This window comes from Sphaerisporangium sp. NPDC049457 (genome assembly GCF_055586705.1).
Map to the genome: position 1 here is coordinate 233490 of NZ_JBVJHR010000002.1, position 17197 is coordinate 250686.

General features: G+C 71.8%; 17 protein-coding genes. 10 read left to right on the forward strand and 7 right to left on the reverse strand.

The window, feature by feature from the left end; all coding sequences use genetic code 11:
- Positions 1 to 2 precede the first annotated feature (2 nt).
- From ACZ6QO_RS04405 to eccB, 4 genes are all read right to left on the reverse strand, one after another.
- Positions 3 to 383 (reverse strand): hypothetical protein, encoded by a 381-nt coding sequence (locus tag ACZ6QO_RS04405; RefSeq protein ID WP_465847563.1) that lies wholly within the window; start codon positions 381 to 383, stop codon positions 3 to 5.
- Positions 384 to 448: 65 nt separating this feature from the next.
- Entirely contained in the window at positions 449 to 763 is a 315-nt protein-coding gene (locus tag ACZ6QO_RS04410; RefSeq protein ID WP_465847565.1) for a WXG100 family type VII secretion target, read from the reverse strand.
- 29 nt (positions 764 to 792) lie between these two features.
- Complete coding sequence (locus ACZ6QO_RS04415) at positions 793 to 1125, reverse strand: WXG100 family type VII secretion target (RefSeq protein WP_465847567.1); 333 nt, start codon at positions 1123 to 1125, stop codon at positions 793 to 795.
- A 177-nt stretch (positions 1126 to 1302) separates the two neighbouring features.
- Positions 1303 to 2739 (reverse strand): type VII secretion protein EccB, encoded by a 1437-nt coding sequence (eccB, locus tag ACZ6QO_RS04420; protein ID WP_465847569.1) that lies wholly within the window; start codon positions 2737 to 2739, stop codon positions 1303 to 1305.
- 291 nt (positions 2740 to 3030) lie between these two features.
- Between eccB and ACZ6QO_RS04425 the strand changes: the two genes are divergently transcribed.
- Both ACZ6QO_RS04425 and ACZ6QO_RS04430 read left to right on the forward strand, forming a co-directional pair.
- Complete coding sequence (locus ACZ6QO_RS04425; RefSeq protein WP_465847571.1) at positions 3031 to 4704, forward strand: hypothetical protein; 1674 nt, start codon at positions 3031 to 3033, stop codon at positions 4702 to 4704.
- Positions 4701 to 5534, forward strand: a complete 834-nt coding sequence (locus ACZ6QO_RS04430; protein ID WP_465847573.1) for a hypothetical protein — start codon at positions 4701 to 4703, stop codon at positions 5532 to 5534. The genes ACZ6QO_RS04425 and ACZ6QO_RS04430 overlap by 4 nt, the downstream gene beginning before the upstream one ends.
- A gap of 3 nt (positions 5535 to 5537) precedes the next feature.
- Here ACZ6QO_RS04430 and ACZ6QO_RS04435 read toward each other — a convergent pair whose 3' ends face one another.
- Positions 5538 to 5981, reverse strand: a complete 444-nt coding sequence (locus ACZ6QO_RS04435) for a YbaB/EbfC family nucleoid-associated protein (protein WP_465847575.1) — start codon at positions 5979 to 5981, stop codon at positions 5538 to 5540.
- A gap of 203 nt (positions 5982 to 6184) precedes the next feature.
- Between ACZ6QO_RS04435 and ACZ6QO_RS04440 the strand changes: the two genes are divergently transcribed.
- From ACZ6QO_RS04440 to ACZ6QO_RS04450, 3 genes are read left to right on the forward strand one after another with little or no spacing between them, the layout of a single operon-like run.
- Positions 6185 to 6487, forward strand: a complete 303-nt coding sequence (locus tag ACZ6QO_RS04440) for a hypothetical protein (protein ID WP_465847577.1) — start codon at positions 6185 to 6187, stop codon at positions 6485 to 6487.
- A gap of 30 nt (positions 6488 to 6517) precedes the next feature.
- On the forward strand, positions 6518 to 7309 hold the full coding sequence (locus tag ACZ6QO_RS04445; protein WP_465847579.1) for a hypothetical protein: 792 nt from the start codon (positions 6518 to 6520) through the stop codon (positions 7307 to 7309).
- Positions 7310 to 7365: 56 nt separating this feature from the next.
- The gene (locus ACZ6QO_RS04450) at positions 7366 to 7767 is read left to right on the forward strand and encodes a YbaB/EbfC family nucleoid-associated protein (RefSeq protein WP_465847581.1); all 402 of its coding nucleotides are present in this window, start codon (positions 7366 to 7368) and stop codon (positions 7765 to 7767) included.
- A gap of 6 nt (positions 7768 to 7773) precedes the next feature.
- Here the strand turns inward: ACZ6QO_RS04450 and ACZ6QO_RS04455 are convergent, their stop codons facing one another.
- The gene (locus ACZ6QO_RS04455) at positions 7774 to 8232 is read right to left on the reverse strand and encodes a MarR family winged helix-turn-helix transcriptional regulator (RefSeq protein WP_465847582.1); all 459 of its coding nucleotides are present in this window, start codon (positions 8230 to 8232) and stop codon (positions 7774 to 7776) included.
- A gap of 62 nt (positions 8233 to 8294) precedes the next feature.
- On the opposite strand from ACZ6QO_RS04455, the gene ACZ6QO_RS04460 reads away from it, so the two are divergent.
- On the forward strand, positions 8295 to 8663 hold the full coding sequence (locus ACZ6QO_RS04460; protein WP_465847584.1) for a VOC family protein: 369 nt from the start codon (positions 8295 to 8297) through the stop codon (positions 8661 to 8663).
- A 38-nt stretch (positions 8664 to 8701) separates the two neighbouring features.
- On the opposite strand, the gene eccD is transcribed toward ACZ6QO_RS04460, so the two are convergent.
- Positions 8702 to 10249 (reverse strand): type VII secretion integral membrane protein EccD, encoded by a 1548-nt coding sequence (gene eccD / locus ACZ6QO_RS04465; protein WP_465847586.1) that lies wholly within the window; start codon positions 10247 to 10249, stop codon positions 8702 to 8704.
- 219 nt (positions 10250 to 10468) lie between these two features.
- Between eccD and eccCa the strand changes: the two genes are divergently transcribed.
- The 4 genes from eccCa (at position 10469) to ACZ6QO_RS04485 (ending at position 17112) form a co-directional block, all read left to right on the forward strand.
- A complete protein-coding gene (eccCa, locus tag ACZ6QO_RS04470; protein ID WP_465847588.1) occupies positions 10469 to 14446 on the forward strand; it encodes a type VII secretion protein EccCa in 3978 nt (1325 codons plus the stop codon).
- A gap of 134 nt (positions 14447 to 14580) precedes the next feature.
- The gene (locus ACZ6QO_RS04475; protein ID WP_465847590.1) at positions 14581 to 14886 is read left to right on the forward strand and encodes a hypothetical protein; all 306 of its coding nucleotides are present in this window, start codon (positions 14581 to 14583) and stop codon (positions 14884 to 14886) included.
- The gene (locus ACZ6QO_RS04480) at positions 14883 to 15977 is read left to right on the forward strand and encodes a bifunctional WXG100 family type VII secretion target/C40 family peptidase (RefSeq protein ID WP_465847592.1); all 1095 of its coding nucleotides are present in this window, start codon (positions 14883 to 14885) and stop codon (positions 15975 to 15977) included. Before ACZ6QO_RS04475 ends, ACZ6QO_RS04480 begins: the two co-directional genes overlap by 4 nt.
- A gap of 28 nt (positions 15978 to 16005) precedes the next feature.
- On the forward strand, positions 16006 to 17112 hold the full coding sequence (locus ACZ6QO_RS04485; RefSeq protein WP_465847594.1) for a transglycosylase SLT domain-containing protein: 1107 nt from the start codon (positions 16006 to 16008) through the stop codon (positions 17110 to 17112).
- The last annotated feature ends 85 nt before the right edge of the window (positions 17113 to 17197 follow it).

The following is a 17197-nucleotide window of genomic DNA, read 5'->3' on the forward strand; positions in this document are numbered from 1 at the left end:
GCTCAGTTCGCGCCGCCGGGCGGCGGGGGGACGGTGCTGGCGTCCTCCGCCGCGACCGTGTTGACCCTCCCCGCTCGGAGGGTCGCGATCAGCGCGTTGTACTGCTGGATGTAGGTGGCGTACAGCCCCAGCAACGCGTTGACGCCGGTGTCCGCGCCGCTTGAGCCCACCGTCTGCGCGAACGTCTGTGCCGCCTGCCATTTGCCCAGCTGGTCAGGGGTGAGCTGACCGTTGTAGCGCAAGGAGTACAGGGAACCGGACTGCTCGCCTCCGGTGCCGGCGCGGCCGTTCTGGCCCATGGCGTCGACGTGCGACTGCAGGGCCTTCGCGATGCGCTCGACATCCGAATGCGAGAGGTTGATGTTCTCCCCGTCACCACTCATCGTCGTCCTCACAGAATGTGCGAGCCGCGCGACGCGGCAAGGTGGTCGTGCGATACCCCGGCGGCTTACCGGCCGTCGAACATGGCGACGTTGGCCCGCTCGGTCAGGTGGAAGTTCTCGTGGCCCTGCTGGATGACGGCGCCGAGCTGCTGGAGCAGGGCGGCCATGCGGCCGGAGGCGGCGTCCCACTGCGCCCGGGCGGCCCAGTACGCGGCGCGCGCGTCGCCCTCCCACTCGCCGAGCAGGCGGTCGAGGTTGCCCTCCAGCTCCTGCAGCGTGCCTTCCATCGCCTGCCACTGCCGGGCGAAGTCCTGCGCGCCCGTGGTCATCGACCCGAAGTTGACCAGTGTGCGGTCGACGTCGTTGTTGATACCAGCCATGATGATCTCCGTTGTCCGAGGCGTGGTGGTCAGGCGTTGATGTTGCCGCTGAGGCTGCTGCCGCCGAGGACGCGGTGCGCGGCGGCGGTCTGGTCGGCTTCCGCGCCGCGGTAGCGGGCCTCGACCTGGTGGAGCTTCGCCGCGAGGTTCTGCAGCTCGCCGAGCACCTTGGACAGCTCGCCGTTCCACTGGTTGTAGACGGACTCGAACGCCATGCCGGACTGGCCGCCCCACCCGGTGCGCAGTTCGGCGACGTGCCCCTGGAGCTGGGTCTGGATGCTGCCGATGAGCCCGTGGGCCGTCTCGGTCTTCTTCGCGGACTCGACGATCTGGGGAAGCTGTGCTGACGTCTGCTGGCCCACGGGTACCTCCAAGGAGTGTGGCCTGGCCGTGAAACGCGTGATGGCCCACACTGCAATACGCATCGTGCGCCCCCGCGATGCTGATCAACTCAAACCCTAGGATCATCGACCACAAGTTGGTCAGACGTCACATTGCGAGTCAGTAACAGTTTTTCGTACCAATGGCTATAAATAGCCTCATGGGGTCAATGTCGCCGTTCGCGTAATGGGGACCGGGGTCCTCGCGGCCTCGGGGTCGAGCGCGGGCCCTTCGGGGAGCAGATGCCAGATGCCCGCGGGGAGCGGCGCCACCTCGGTGGGCTCGTAGCCGAGCTTCGGCAGCAGGTCGCCGGAGGACAGCGCGAACTTGCGCCCCTGGTCGGTGACCAGCGCGAAGTTCTGGATCGCGCCGAGCTGGTTCTCGCCCGGCAGCAGCCCGGCGAGCACCGCGCCGCCGGGGGGCAGCAGCACCTGGTCGAAGTGCTCCTGGTCGGCTCCCGCGTTCGGCGGCACCGGGATCCGCATGCGGGCGCCGATCGTCAGCCGCGCCCGGGTGGACCCCTTGGCGGTGTCGGAGTAGACCGTGCACAGCGGGGTCGCGGGGTCCGGCGTCGCGATCTTCGGCATCGTCGCGGGCAGGCCGTTCACGGCAGGCGACGTCCTGGACACGGGGAACGCGTTGGCCCTGGCCGCGTCCACCTCGATGGGCCGCACCGGGTACCTGCCGTAGGCGGCCTTGCTCGCCGGGTCCTCCAGCAGCAGCGTGGCCTGTGTCTGGGAGATCGCCGCCAGCCCGTCGCGCAGCAGCACGTACCAGCGGACCTCGCCGCCCGCGACGGCCGGGACGGTGTACACCCGGCCGACGGCGGAGGCGCGGCCGTCCGGGCCGCGCAGCCGCCGTCCCAGCCCGGAGATGCGCGGGCCGCGGAAGTCCGGGCCGATGGGCAGGGCGTTGAGCCAGGTCGCGGGGATCTGGCGGGGCGGGGTGGGCGACAGCGCCCGCGCGCCGGCGTCCGAGACGCGCATGCGGCGGTCGGCCAGGATGACCCAGGACTGCTGGCCGTCGTCGGCGAGCATGGCCTCGGAGCCGAACGGCCTGCCGCCGACGTCCATGCCGCCCACCAGCGAGACGTACGGCTTGCGGGTCCCGCTCGGGTCCACCGTCTCGGCCACGCACGCCGACCAGGGGCCGGGCACCAGCTTCTCGCGCGCGGGCAGCGACTCCGGCGCGCCCGGGATGCCCACCAGCGTGCCGCGGGTGAAGCGGGCGAGCGAGGCCGACGAAACCGTGCGCACCGTCACCTGCGGGGTGTCGAGGATCAGGCGGGCGGAGGTGTAGTTGGCCACCGGGATGAGCTTGTCCTCCTGCTGGCTGTAGACGAAGGTGGCGCCGGTCTCCTCCTCGACGATCAGCGTGCCCGGCGCGGTCAGCGACGTCGCGCCGCCCGGCTTGAGCAGGCCGTAGATGCCGAAGCAGGCCGCCACGAGCACGGCCACCAGCAGGCCGCAGAACATGGCGACGTTGTGCCTGCGCATGGGCGACTCGGGGATGTCCGGTTCCCCCTGCAGGAGGGCCATGCCCAGGCGCTGCATCATCAGCCGGTGGGCCTGGTAAAGATCACGACGGGTCTGCATGCCACCTCAGCCTTGCCTGGCGGGTCATCGCCGACAGCATAGAAGCGCGTCCGTGCGCCGTGGCCTGCACGTCCCGACCGATATAGCAGCTATATCGGCATAAAGGGGAGGTGCGGCTAATGCGGTGACCTGTGAGTTCGAGGCGACATCCGTCCACCGAACAGCGGTTATGTGGGGCATAGCGTTAATCACCGACCTTGATGGCTTTCTGTACGGTCCGGTGGGCGCTGGGTTAGTCTGCCGTCTCACAGGCTGATCAAGCGCCTGTCTGCCGGAGACGGGGGGCGGAAGGTGAGCGAGCAACGTGGGTTCGACGCACTGCTGAACGCGGGAAGCCCATCCACGACCGGGAACGTGGGCGTTCCCGGGCCGGGCGACGTGGGGGGCGGCGGTTCCGGTGCGGGCGGCGCGTACGCGGTCTCCGGCGGGGGGCCGGCGGAGACGCTGGGCGGCCCGGCCGGAGGGCCGGACGGCTCCACCTACGTGAACCAGAACTTGGCGGGGCCGGGACAGCCCGACGCCCTGGGCGGTGCCGGGCACCCGTTCGCTTCGGGCGATCCGACGGGCGCGAACCCCGTCGTGACCGGAGATCCAGGGCACCCGTTCTCGCCGGGGCAACCGTTCGGCGCCGACCCGGTGGGCACCGGCGGTCCCGGACAGCCGTTCAGCGCCGATCCCCTGGGTGGAGGCGGTCCTGGGCATCCGTTCAGCGTCGACACGTTGGGGACGGGAGGTCCCGGGCAGCCGTTCTCGCCCGGTGACCCGTTCAGCGCCACCCCGATCGGCACGGGTGACCCTGGGCGGCCGTTCGGCGTCGATCCGACCGGTTCCGGCGACCTGGGACAGCCGTTCTCGCCGGGGCAGCCGTTCAGCGTCGACCCGATGGGCACCGGCGGTCCCGGGCAGCCGTTCAGCGCCGATCCGTTGGGGACAGGGGGTCCCGGGCAGCCGTTCTCGCCCGGTGACCCGTTCAGCGCCACCCCGATCGGCACGGGTGACCCTGGGCAGCCGTTCAGCGTAGACCCGATCGGGACCGGTGACCCGGGGCAGCCGTTCAGCATCGATCCGATCGGGACCGGTGACCCCGGGCAGCCGTTCTCGCCAGGTGACCCGGTGACCGTGAACCCCGTGGGGAACGACCCCGTCGGCGGTCCGTACACCACCGACCCGATCACCACCGGGCCCGGAGACCCCACCACCTCGGTGCCGCTCGACCCGGTCAACTCCATCCCCGGCGACCCGACGAACTCGCTGCCGAACTTCCCGAACATCCCGCAGGATCCCCAGAACATCCCGGGCCTGCCAACCGGCGACAACACCGGAGGGCAGGACCCGTTCATCCCGCCCGGACAGGACGTGGGCATCCCGGCGATACCGAACGTGCCCGTCGGCCAGAACCCGGTCGTCACCGATCCCACGGGCACCGGCACGGGTGCCGACCCCGGCACCGGCCTCAACCTGCCGGGGGTGCCCGGCGGCGGCACAGGAGGCGGCACCGGCGGCGGCACGGGCGGCGGCGGCATGCCGCAGATCCCCGGCCTGCCCGGCAACGGCGGCGGCGGCGCTCCCCCGTTCATCGGCACGAACGGCAACGGGTACGGGAACGGGAATGGGAACGGCTATGGCGCCGGCGCGGCGGATCCGTCGGCCACCAACCACGTCAAGCACCAGGCCGTCATCGACCTGGGCAGCAACATCTACACCAACGTCGGCGTGCACGCCGAGACCGTGAAGAAGGTCCCCGCGGGCAACCACATCGGCTGGAGCGACTGCGGGCTCATCGGCATTCCGATCTCCGCCAAACACGGGGACCTGGCCAGAGGCTCTGTGCAGTACATCGAGGCCATCCGCCACCAGATGGAGCAGTGGAAGGGCGATCTGCACCTCTCCGGGGAACGGTGGAAGGCCTACGAGGAAGACATGGCGGCCCGGTCCAACGCGCTCAAGAAGGAGATGGGCAAGTGAGCTACGAGCACTGGGAGTACGGGTTCTACACCGGGCTCGCAGGCAGCTACGCCTATTGCCTGGTGAACCCGGTCCGCGGCCTGATGATGGCCGCCGCCGTCACCGCGGTGGTGTCCAAGCCGAGCAATCTGCACGGCGCGGGCGACAAATGGAAGGAGACCTCCGAGAGCATCCACGCGCTCGGGGTCGACCTGCGCAAACACCTCGACGACGTGCCCGTGAACGACTGGACCGCCGACGACAAGGTGGCGTTCAAGCAGGCGGTGGACCGGGTCGTCAGCAACATGGGCGAAGGCGCGACCACGCACGCGGACGCCGGCCGCATCATGCAGGGTCTGGGGCAGCTGTCCGCCAACGCCTCGCTCCTGTGCGGAGCCGCAGGAGTCTTCCTCATCGGCCTGACGGCCTACACGCTGGCCACACGTCCCGTCCCGGGCCTCAACGTGGCGACGCAGACGTCGGCGGAGCTGGCCGCGACCACCACGGACCTGACCCTGAAGGGCATGTTGCGCAAGTACGGCGCCGCGATGACGGTCGCCTCGATCGTCGCCGCGGGCGTTTTCCACAAGCAGGGCGAACTGGCGGGCAAGCTCGCCGCCCTGCAGGGGAGCACTCAGGCGATGGATCAGCTGGGACTCCCGCTCTCCAACGTCCAGCCGGTGGACACCACCGGCCTGAACGGCCAGCCCCCCGGCCTGAACGGCCAGCCCCCCGGCCTGAACGGCCGGCCCCCCGGCCCGACCGGGCAGAACTCCGGCCTGACCGGGCAGAACCCGGGTCTCACCGGGCAGAACCCCGGCGTCACCGGGAACGGCGGCGTGCCCGTGTAGCGGTCAGCCCTCCAGGCGGCGGCGGATCTCGTCGAGATCGGCCATGACCTCTTCGAACGAGCGATCGTAGGCCGCCTCGGCCTGCTTCACCTGCGCGAGCGCGGCCTCCGGGTCGCGCAGCAGCTTCATGGGGTTGTCCTCGGTGCCGAACAACTCCTCCATCAGCTCGTTGGTCTGGCGCTCCAGGTCGCGTCCGGCCTCGTGGACCACCGTCTTGATGAGCGCGGCCAGGTCCGAGGAGGGCAGGCGCATCGCCCGCGGGTTCAGCTGGAGCTCCTGCAACCCCTGCCCGCTGTACTCGACGGTCACGTAGCCGTTGTCGTCCGTGGCGCGTCCGACCAGCTCGGCGCTGCGCCGCTGGAGCTCCTCGACCTGGGCCAGCTGCCGTTGCGCCCCGCTCAGCATCTTGTCGATGTCGAAGCCCGCGAAGTCGCCGAACTCGGTCACGTGATCTTCACCCTTCGTCGCCCGTAGCGGCAGAGCCGACCCGGGGCACCCTACAGCCGCCGTCACCCCGCCGAGGCGCAGTGAACGGTGATCATCGCCGATATTGCCATCATCTACCACTGGATGAACAAATGCGGCAGAGGGGGTGATTGATCCAGATGTGCTGATAGACATCACTCGCGACATCGGATCTTGGAGGCGGCATGGCGCAGGACAGGTACGTCACCTCGGCGGCGATCCAGAGCATCATCGATGAGATCACCGAGGACGTGATCCCCGCCGTCAAGGAATGGCGCGCCATGGTGGACAGCACCGACGTCCCCTTCCCTGGCTGGGGCGCCCTCGGCGAGGTGGTGATCGGGCTGCGGTACGACGGCCTGCAGGACGATGTGCGCGAGAAGCTGACCGAGGCCATCTCCGTTCTGGAGACCTGGACCCATCAGCTCGACACCGCGCGGAGCAACTGGCGTACGGCCGAGGAGCGCTCCACGGCCGTGTACGTCTGACGACCGGGCGACGCGAAGGAGCTCCGCACCATGCCCGCTGGGGTGTACGGGCCGTCCCTCAGAACCGCCGGCGGCAGCGCGCTCGCGGTCCTCGACGACCTGCGCAAGGCCGCCCTGCTGTCCCGGCCGCTGGTGGTCGGCGTCGCCATCGCCGGCACCGCGGTCGCCGACGTGCCGGGAATGGCGGACGCCTACAACAACTGGGAGTCGATCCACTCCCGCCTGGACACGGCGATCAAGAGCTACATCCGCAACCTCGGCGACAAGGGCAAGGACGGCTGGATCGCCGAGGACCACGACGCGTACGCGGACGCCGTCGAGCGGTACCAGGAGGCCATGGAGAGCCTGCGCGGGTTCGTGAAGAACATCGCGGGCATCGTGGACGAGCTGGGCGACGCCTACCGCGCCTACTGGGTGTCGCTGGCCCGGGTGGCGGCGGCGCTGGCCGCGGCCCTGCCGATCGCCGCCGCGATGCTGGCGACGCCGTACGCGGCCGCCGGGTACGCGCGCCTTGAGGCGCTGGGCGCCATGGCCACGAGCACGATCGCGATGGCGACCGGCCTGCTGGCCAAGGTGGTGTCCTCCATCGCGGGCGGCATGTCGGTCTACTTCGCGGGCAAGGCGCTGACGCAGATGTACAACCTCGAACCCACGGCCGGTGCGAAGATCGACTTCAGGAAGGCGGTCATCGACACCCAGGGCCTGCCGCCGTTCCAGCGGCCGCCCACCGCGGCCGCCGGGCGGCCGCCGTCGCCGCCGCCCTCCGGCGGGTTCGAGTGGCGCGAGCCCAAGCGGGACCTGCCGGAGCCCTACCACCCCTGAGCCTCCGACCCGTCAGCCCAGGTACTTCCAGGTACTTCCAGCGAAGGAGCGGTGCCGTGTTCCGACCGGACGACTTCGGGGTCGAGGACCTCGAACGTGTGGCGCGGCAGAGCGAGGAGGCCGTTCAGCGCCTCAGCGGCGTCTTCGGCGAGTTGCGGGCGGTCAAGGGCGAGGGCGAGGCCGCCGGCGGGCTGGTCGGGGCGGTGGTGGACGGGGGAGGCCAGATCGACCAAGTGACCCTGGACCCCCGGGCCATGCGGCTGGACAGCGTCTCCATCGCGCGGGCCGTGACCGAGGCCGTGCGCGCCGCCCAGCGGGACGCCCAGCGCAAGAACGCCGAACTGCTGCGCGAGGCCACCGGCGGGGAGCCGCCTTCGCTGGACCCCGCGGGCGTGGAGAGCTGGCTGAAAGACGTCGCGGACGCCATGGGCGCCCCCTGGCCGACCGGCCACCGCTAGCTATAGCTAGGTGGCGTCGTTGCCGCTGCGCAGAGAGTGGATCATGCTCTTCAGGAGCCGGGACGCGTCCGACTGCTCGGTCTCGGTCATGCCGGCCAGCATTCTGAGCTCGACCGCCCGGACCGCCACGGTCGCCTTCTCAAGGCTCTGGCGGCCTCGCGGCGTGAGTCGCGCGGGAAGCGCCTTCCCGACGGGGGCCTCGGCGGGCCTGGTCACGTAGCCATCTCGTTCCAGGGCCTGGAGCAGCACGTTCATCGACTGCCGTGTCACGAACGCGCCACGCGCGAGCTCGGAGTTGGACAGGCCCGGTCGTTGAGCCAGCAGTTCGAGGCAGGAGTAGTGGGTCACGCTCATCCCGAGCGGCCGCAGCACCTCTTCCATGGCTACCCGGAGGGCGCTCGACGCCTCTTTCAGCAGGTAGCCCAGCGACGTCTCCAGGTTGACGCCGGCACCGTTTTGACTCATGTCAATATTCTGACATAGATTAACCTGTGTCAGAAACCTGACACGAATGGAGGAGCATCATCATGCCCGTCACCGGTCCCGACTTCATCTCGCTCCAAGCACGTGACCTCGGCGCCTCCCAGGCGTTCTACGAGCGATACCTCGGCCTCGTCCGTTCACCGGCCGGGCCTCCGCACGCCGTCGTCTTCGAGACGAAGCCGATCGCGTTCGCCCTCCGCGACGTCGTTCCCGGCACCGATCTCGACTCCGTGGCCCAGCCCGGCATCGGTGCCGCCATCTGGCTCCACGCCACCGACGTCCAGGCCATTCACGACGCTCTCGCCGCCGACGGTCACACCATCGTCTCCGCGCCGATCGACGGCCCCTTCGGCCGGACGTTCACCTTCGCCGACCCCGACGGCTACCAGGTCACCCTCCACGACCGCGCCTGACGGCCTGTGCCCGGAGCGGAGCCTCGGCTCCAGGCGGGTCAGCCGGCCAGGCCGCGGATCCAGGCGTAGACGTCCAGGACGCCCAGCGCCAGCGGGAACAGGGCGACGATCAGGGCGAACTCCACGATGTCCCCGGCCCTGCCCCAGAACGGGGTGGGCCGGCGCTGGGGCAGGAACAGGCCCATGCCGGCGCCGATGGCGGCCACGGCGAGCAGGCCGGGGACGACGAGGAGGGCGGTGCCCGTCCCGGTCATCGACATGCCCACCAGGAAGGCGACCAGCCCGGCGGCGCCGGTGCCGATCAGCCACACGCGCTGGCCGACGCCCTGGAAGACGCGCGCCCTGAGCATCACGGCGAGGGCGAGCACGACCAGCATGGCCCTGCCCGTCCAGTCGCCCGAGCCGAGCAGCAGGAACTGGGCGGCCAGCGCGACCAGGGCGACGCCCGAGGCCAGGCCGGTGGCGAACCGCTCGGCCTCCACGGCGCGCCGCTTGACGTCCGTCCCGTCCAGCTCCTGGTCGTCGGCGCGCAGCTCCTCGGCGTTCCTGGGCGCGGCGGGCAGGGGCAGCCGGGCCAGGCGGAAGGACAGGGTGGGGATCAGCGGTGTGCACGCCAGGACGACCGCGACCAGCAGCGCGGCGACGCCCGGGGACGGCGGGTGCCAGATCATCACGATGGCGGCGCCCGCGGCCCCGGCCATCGAGGCGAGCATGAGGCCGAAGAAGTTCGGCAGCCCTTCGGCGATCGCCCAGCCGGCGACGGTCGCGGTCAGCGCGGTCAGGGCGAAGGCCGCCAGCAGGTTGGGCGCCCCGAACCACAGCATGCCCACGTCCTTGGCGGGGGCGAGCAGCCCGGCGAGGAAGGCGTACGGCAGGGCGGTGTAGCCGACGACCGCGCCGGCGGATCCGTCGCCGAGGGCGCGCGACAGCGCGGCGCCCGCGCCGACGAGCAGGAACGCGAGCACGCCCGCGACGATCGTCGGCAGCGTCCAGGGCGGTCCCGACACGGTGAGCGCGACGGCGCCGGCGAGGAGGAACGCGACGGCCACGCCGAGCCCGGTGGCGCGCGTGTGCCGCGCCTGCCACCGGCCGGACCTCTCCTTGATGCCGGTGGCGATGGTGTCGGCCACGTCGTCGAAGACGGCCTCGGGCAGTTCGGAGGCGCGGGGCAGCAGGTAGAGGACCTCGCCGTCGCGGATGCCGAGGGCGTTCATGCTGGCGTCCAGCTCCAGGGGCCGGCCGCCGATGCGCTGCAGCACCCACCCGGTGGTGGACAGCACGCTCTCGTCGCCGTTCTCGCCCACGGCGCCCAGCACGTTCGGCAGCACGTGCGCGAGCGGCAGGTCGGAGGGGATCGCCAGGTCGATGCGCTTGCGCGGGGTCACGATCGTGACCCTGGTCATCGCGACGGCCGATCCCGGCGACCGCAGGACGGCGGGCTTGGGCTGGCCGTTCATGACGTCGAGCGCGCCGCCGGGCGTCCCCGGGCCGCCGGGGCCGCCGCCGGGCCCGCCCGGGCCGGCCGGTCCGCCGGGGCCGCCAGGGACGCGCATGGGAGGAGGCCCGCCCATCGGATTGAGCGTCACACCGACTCCATTGAGATCACGCGAATACCGTATCGGGCTGCCATGCGGTATGCGGGCGGACATGTGCATGTTTCGCGGATACGCCCGGTTTCTGGGTCCGGGCCGGCGCGGTGATCCGCATTCGCTACGGTTGGCTGCGGTACGACAGATCCCTGCCCCCGGGACGCGGCCCCCCGGCCCGCCGGACCCCGGGTGCAGATCCTGCGAACATGGAGCGACGTGGGCATAGTCGTCATCCGGCGACCCGAGCGCCGTCCGCCTCCGGCGCCGCCGCGAGGCGAGATCCTGCTGGAGTCGCCGCCGGAGATCCCCGAGACCATGTCCGGGGGGTTCACCCAGATCCTCACCTTCCTGCCGATGGCGGCGGGCGGCGCCGCGATGGCCCTGATGTTCACCGGGGGCGGCGGCGGAAGCCCCATCATGTACGTGGCCAGCGGCATGTTCGCCCTGTCCATGGTCGGCATGAGCATGAGCCAGCTCGGCCGGGCCTCCGGCGAGCGCAAGATGCGGCTCAACGGCCTGCGGCGCGACTACTTCCGCTATCTGTCGCAGACCCGCGTCAAGGTCCGCAGGGCCGTCCGCCAGCAGCGCGAGGCGCTCGACTGGAACGGCCCCGACCCCGGCTCGCTGTGGTCGGTCGCCATGGGGCCGCGCCTGTGGGAGCGGCGGCCCCGCGACGGGGACTTCGCCGCCGTGCGGGTCGGCACCGGCACCCAGCGCCTCGCGGTGCAGCTCATCGCGCCGGACGCCAAGCCGGTGGAGGACCTCGACGCCATGTCGGCGGGGGCGCTGCGCCGGTTCATCCGGGCCCACTCCACCGTCGACGACCTGCCGATCGCGATGGCGCTGCACTCCTTCGCGCGCATCCTGCCCACGGGCGACCCCGCCGCCGTCCGCGACCTGGTCCGTGCGCTGATCGCGCAGCTCGCGGTGTTCCACTCCCCGGACGACATGCGGGTGGCCGTGTGCGCCAGCAAGGAGTGGATGGCCCAGTGGGAGTGGGTCAAGTGGCTGCCGCACGCCCTGCACCCCGAGGAGTACGACGCCGCCGGCCCCGTGCGCCTCATGGCCGACGACCTGCGCGACCTCGACCGGCTGCTCGGCGGCGAGCTGAAGGACCGCGGCCGGTTCAAGCAGGGCCTGTCCAACGAGTCGCTGCCCTACCACGTGGTGATCGTCGACGGCGGGCACATCCCGCAGGACTCCCAGCTCGGCGCCGACGCCATCCAGGGCGTCACCGTCATCGACCTGAGCGGCTCGACCTCACTGGTCGAGGAGGGCATCACCCTGCGCCTTGAGGTGCTGCCGGACCGCTTCAACCGCATCCAGCTCGACCACGCCGGCAAGGAACTGCTCACCGGGCTCGGCCGGCCCGACCGGCTGTCGTACCTGCAGGCGGACGGGCTGGCCCGCCAGCTCGCGCCGCTGCGCGTCTCCACGGCCAAGAGCGGCGACGGCCAGGACGTCCTGTCCACCAACATGACGCTCGCCGACCTGCTCGGGGTGCCCGACGCGCGGCGGCTGGACATCGCGGCGCTGTGGCGGCCCCGCGCGCCGCGTAACCGCTTCCGGGTGCCCATCGGCCTCGGCGCCGACGGCCGCATGGTCGAGCTGGACATCAAGGAGTCCGCCCAGGGCGGCATGGGCCCGCACGGCCTGGTCATCGGCGCGACCGGTTCGGGCAAGAGCGAGCTGGTGCGCACCCTGGTGCTCGGCCTGGCCACCACGCACTCCTCCGAGATCCTCAACTTCGTCCTGGTCGACTTCAAGGGCGGCGCGACCTTCCTCGGCATGGAGTCGCTGCCGCACGTCTCGGCGGTCATCACCAACCTGGAGGACGAGCTTCCGCTGGTCGACCGCATGTACGACGCGCTGCACGGCGAGATGGTGCGCCGCCAGGAGCTGCTGCGCTCGGCGGGCAACTACGCCTCGCTGCGCGACTACGAGCGGGCCAGGGAACAGGGCGCCGACCTGCGGCCGCTGCCCACGCTGTTCGTCGTGCTGGACGAGTTCAGCGAGCTGCTGTCGGCGAAGCCCGACTTCATCGACCTGTTCGTGATGATCGGCCGGCTCGGCCGGTCGCTCGGGGTGCACCTGCTGCTCGCCTCGCAGCGGCTGGAGGAGGGGCGGCTGCGCGGCCTGGACACCCACCTGTCCTACCGCATCGGCCTGCGCACGTTCTCGGCCATGGAGAGCCGGGTCGTGCTCGGCGTCGCCGACGCCTACGAGCTGCCCTCGGCCCCGGGCAACGGGTACCTGAAGTTCGACACCAGCGGCATGACCCGGTTCAAGGCCGCCTACGTCTCTGGCCCGTTCGCGGAGGAGGCCCGCCAGGAGCGGCGCGGCGGCGCCGAGCAGCGGCAGGTCGTCCTGTACGGCCCGGCCCACATCCCGCAGCCCGCCGCGCCCGCGCAGCCCGAGCCCTCGCCCGAGATCTCCGTCGTCGGCAGGGACAGCCTGCTGGACATCATGGTGCGCCAGTTCGACGGGTACGGGCCGCCGGCGCACCGCATCTGGCTGCCGCCGCTGGCCGAGCCGCTGACGCTGAGCCACCTGCTCCCGCCGCTGAGCATCACCCCCGAGTACGGCCTGACGACCGCGGGGTGGGCAGGCCGCGGCCGGCTGCGCGCCGTCCTCGGCATCGTGGACCGGCCGTTCGAGCAGCGGCGCGACCCGCTCGCCGTCGACCTCGGCGGCGCGGCCGGCCACCTGGCCGTCGTCGGGTCGCCGCAGAGCGGCAAGAGCACCATCCTGCGGACGCTGATCGCCGGGCTCGCTCTCACCCACACCCCGCGCGAGGTGCAGTTCTACTGCCTCGACTTCGGCGGCGGCACGCTCGGCTCGCTGGAGGGGCTGCCGCACGTCGGCGGCGTCGCCAACCGGCTCGACGGCGACCGCGTGCGCCGCACCGTCGCCGAGGTCAGCGCCCTGCTGCAGGAGCGCGAGCGCGAGTTCACCGAGCGGGGCATCGACTCGATCGCCACCTTCCGCCGCATGGTGGCCGAGGGCCAGATCACCGGGAACGACTACGGCGACGTGTTCCTCGTCGTGGACGGCTGGCTGACCGTGCGCCAGGAGTTCGACTCGCTGGAGCCGACCATCACCGACCTGGCCGCCCGGGGCCTCGGCTACGGCATCCACGTCGTGGCGGCGACCAACAAGTGGTCGGAGTTCCGTCCCGGCATCCGCGACCTGTTCGGCTCGCGGCTGGAGCTCAAGCTCGGCGACGCCTACGAGTCGGAGGTCAACCGCAAGGCGGCCCTCGCGGTGCCCGAAGGGGTGCCCGGCCGCGGCCTGACCCGCGACGGCCTGCACTTTCTCAGTGCGCTGCCGCGCATCGACGGCGTGCGGACGGCCGACGACCTCACGGTGGGCGTCCGCGCCCTGGTGGACGGCGTCCGGGAGGCCTGGCGCGGCCGGCCCGCCCCGCGCGTGCGGCTGCTGCCGTCGGTGCTGCAGGTCAGCGCGCTGCCGAGCGTGGAGGAGACCGGGGCGCGCATCCCCCTCGGCATCGACGAGGCCACGCTGTCGCCGGTGCTGGCGGAGTTCGACGTCGACCCGCACCTGACCGTCATCGGCGACACCGAGAGCGGCAAGTCCAACCTGCTGCGCCTGGTCGCCGAGGGCATCGTCGCCCGGCACGCCCCCTCCGGCGCGCGGCTCATCGTCATCGACTACCGCCGCTCGCTGCTGGACGCCGCCTACACCGAGCACCGCATCGGGTACGCGGCCTCCAGCACCACGGCCGCCGAGATGGTCGCCGAGGCGCGCGAGGCGCTGGTCAAGCGGCTTCCGCCGGCCGACCTGACCCCCGACCAGTTGCGCGCGCGCAACTGGTGGAAGGGCGCCGACCTGTACTTCGTCGTCGACGACTACGACCTGGTGGCCACCGGCGCGAACCCGCTCGCGCCGCTGCTGGACCTGCTGCCGCAGGCCAGGGACATCGGCCTGCACCTGGTGCTGTCCCGGGCGATGGGCGGCGCGGGGCGCGGCATGTTCGACCCGGTCATGCAGCGGCTGAAGGACATGGCCAGCCCGGCGGTGATCCTCTCCGGCGACCGGGACGAGGGCGTGCTGTTCGGCGTGCGGCCGCACCCGCTGCCGCCGGGCCGCGCCTACTACGTGGACCGCAGGTACGGCTCCCGGCTCATCCAGACGGCGTTCCTCCCGGCGGCCGAGCCGAACGCGGCGGAATGACCTTTCGTGGGGATTCACGGGCACTGATCACCTAGGCCGGATATGATCGTCAGTTGGCGGTTCCGTGTGGTAGGTGGGCATCGCGTGGAACGCAGCCGAGTGGTCCTGGCCGACGGCGGAGGGAGCCGGCCCCGGTGAGTCTCGACATGAACTACGACGCGCTGGCCAAGCTCCGCGTCGCCGTCAACGCGCAGGCCGGGAAGCTCGCCGCCATCGGCGACGACTTCCCCGCCAAGACCGCCGCGAGCTCCACGCTCTTCGGCACGCTCACCGGAGCGGCCGAGCTGGTCACCGCCATCGGCTCGGTCGAGAGCCACGTGGACGACGAGCTCGGCACGGTCAAGACGCGCCTCGACGGGGTCGAGCGCGCGCTGGACACCGTCGAGACCAACGTCAAGAACGCCGAGCACGGCACCAAGAAGAACCTGCCGAAGGTATGACCGACGCCGGCGCGGTGGCCGCGCTCCCTGGGGGCCAGGAACTGGCGGCACTGCTGAAGAAGACCGACGGCGACCCCGAGGCCGTCGAGGCCATCGCCAAGCGCTGGCGGGCGGCGGCCACCGGCACCGCGGGGAAGCTCAAGACCCTGGGCGACGCGGTGGCCAAGGTGGACGGCGCCTGGGAGGGCGACTCCGCCGACGCCTTCGTGGCGTACATGCGCCGCTACGCCAAGGCCGGCGGCGCGCTGCACGACGCGCTGGTGAACTGCGCGGGCAGCCTGGACACGGCGGCGGGCGCGGTGCGGACGGCCAGGAAGAACGTCGGCCGGCTGTGCGACGACGTGCTGGCCTGGGCGGCCGAGTACCGCCGCCTCAACCCGCACGCCACCGAGGAGCAGCTCAAGCCCGGCATCACCCGCGAGGTCGGGCTCGCCGTCCACAAGGCCAAGGAGCAGGTGGAGACGGCCGAGTCGGCGCTGTCCACCGCGCGCGGCGACATCACCAAGCACCTGGGCGAGGCGATCCCGACGTTCGCCGCGATCCCGGCCGCCGACCGCCAGTCGTTCGTCCCCGGGCCGGGCCACCGGACCGAGTGGGTGCCGACGCCGCTGGACGACAAGCGCACCACCACCCTCGCCGGCACGACCGGATCGCATGGCGGCGGCGGCGGTGGCGGCGGCGGGACGATGGTCGGCGGCGGGGGTGGCGGCGGCCGCGCCATCCCGTTCGAGGTGACGGGGAACGGCACGGGCGCCGACATCGTGGCCGCCGCCCGCAGCCACCTGGGCAAGCCGTACGTCTGGGGCGCGGACGGTCCGGACGCGTTCGACTGCAGCGGACTCGTGCACGTCTCCCTGAACGAGGCCGGCATCAAGATCGGCGACAACACCGCCGCCGGGTACCAGGCCAGCGGCAAGCAGTTCACCGGCCCGCCGCAACCGGGGGACATCATCTTCTTCGGCGACCCGCCGACCCACTGCGCCATCTACATCGGCGACGGCAAGATGATCGCCGCGCCGCGCACCGGCGACGTGGTCAAGATCCAGGACGTCGCGGGGAAGGCCCCCATCACGTTCCGCCGGTTCACATGAGGCGCCACAGGACGGGAGCCCTGGCGCGTTGACCGACATCGACGCCGTGGCGGCGCTGCCCGGCGGCACGGACCTCGCCGCCCTGGCGCGCGAGGTGCAGGGCGACCCGGCCGCGATCCGCGAGATCGCCAAGCGCTGGCGCGGAGCGGGAAGCGGCGCCGTGGAGCGGCTCAACACCCTCGGAACGGCCCTGTCCAAGGTGGACGCCGCCTGGAAGGGCGCGTCGGCGGACGCCTTCGTGACCTACATGCGCCGGTACGAGCGCGCGGGCGACGCCCTGAACACGGCGCTCGCCTCCTGCGCCGACTGCCTGGACACGGCGGCGGGCGCGGTGGAGACGGCGAAGCGCGACGTCCACGGCGCGTGCGACGACCTGCTCGCCTGGGTGGCCGAGTACCGCCGCATCAACCCGCACGCCACCGAGGAGCAGCTCAGGCCCGGCATCACCAAGGAGGCCGGCGAGTACACCGCCCTGGCGCGGACCTACGTCGCCACGGCCGAGAGCGCGCTGTCGACCGCGCGCGGCGACATCGGCACCTACCTGAAGGACGCCACGCCCGCGTTCTCCGACATCCCGCCCGCCGGTGACCAGCCGTTCGTCCCGAAGAACGGCCACGCCACCGAATGGGTGCCCGTGCCCAAGAGCGAGTACGACGAGTACTTCGGCCGCGGCACCTACGCCACCTCAGGGGCCGGCGGCGGGAACGGGGGCGGAGGCGGGTTCGGCGGGTACGGCCCCAGCGGCCCGCCGCCGCCGGGAGGCGGCCCCGCGCCGCAGGGCCAGGTGGCCGATTGGATCCGGCAGGCGGTCGAGATCCTCAGGGCGCACGGGTATCCCGTGGAGAAGATGAACGTCAACGACATCTGGCTGATCATCCAGCACGAGTCGGGCGGAAACCCGCACGCGATCAACAACTGGGACTCCAACGCGGCTGCGGGCATCCCGTCGAAGGGCCTGATGCAGACCATCGACCCGACGTTCGAGCGGTGGTCGCTTCCGGGGCACCGCGACATCTACGACCCGGTGGACAACATCATCGCCGGCGTGCGGTACGCCATCGAGCGGTACGGGTCGGTCTCCAACGTCCCCGGAGTCGTCGGCATGAAGGACGGCACGGGCTACCGGGGCTACTGACGGCGCGCGCGGGACGGCCGCGCCGGGCGGGGCGGACTCTACCAGCTCGGAGGCCGGGGCGGGCCGTGCCCGCGGTGGCGGGCCG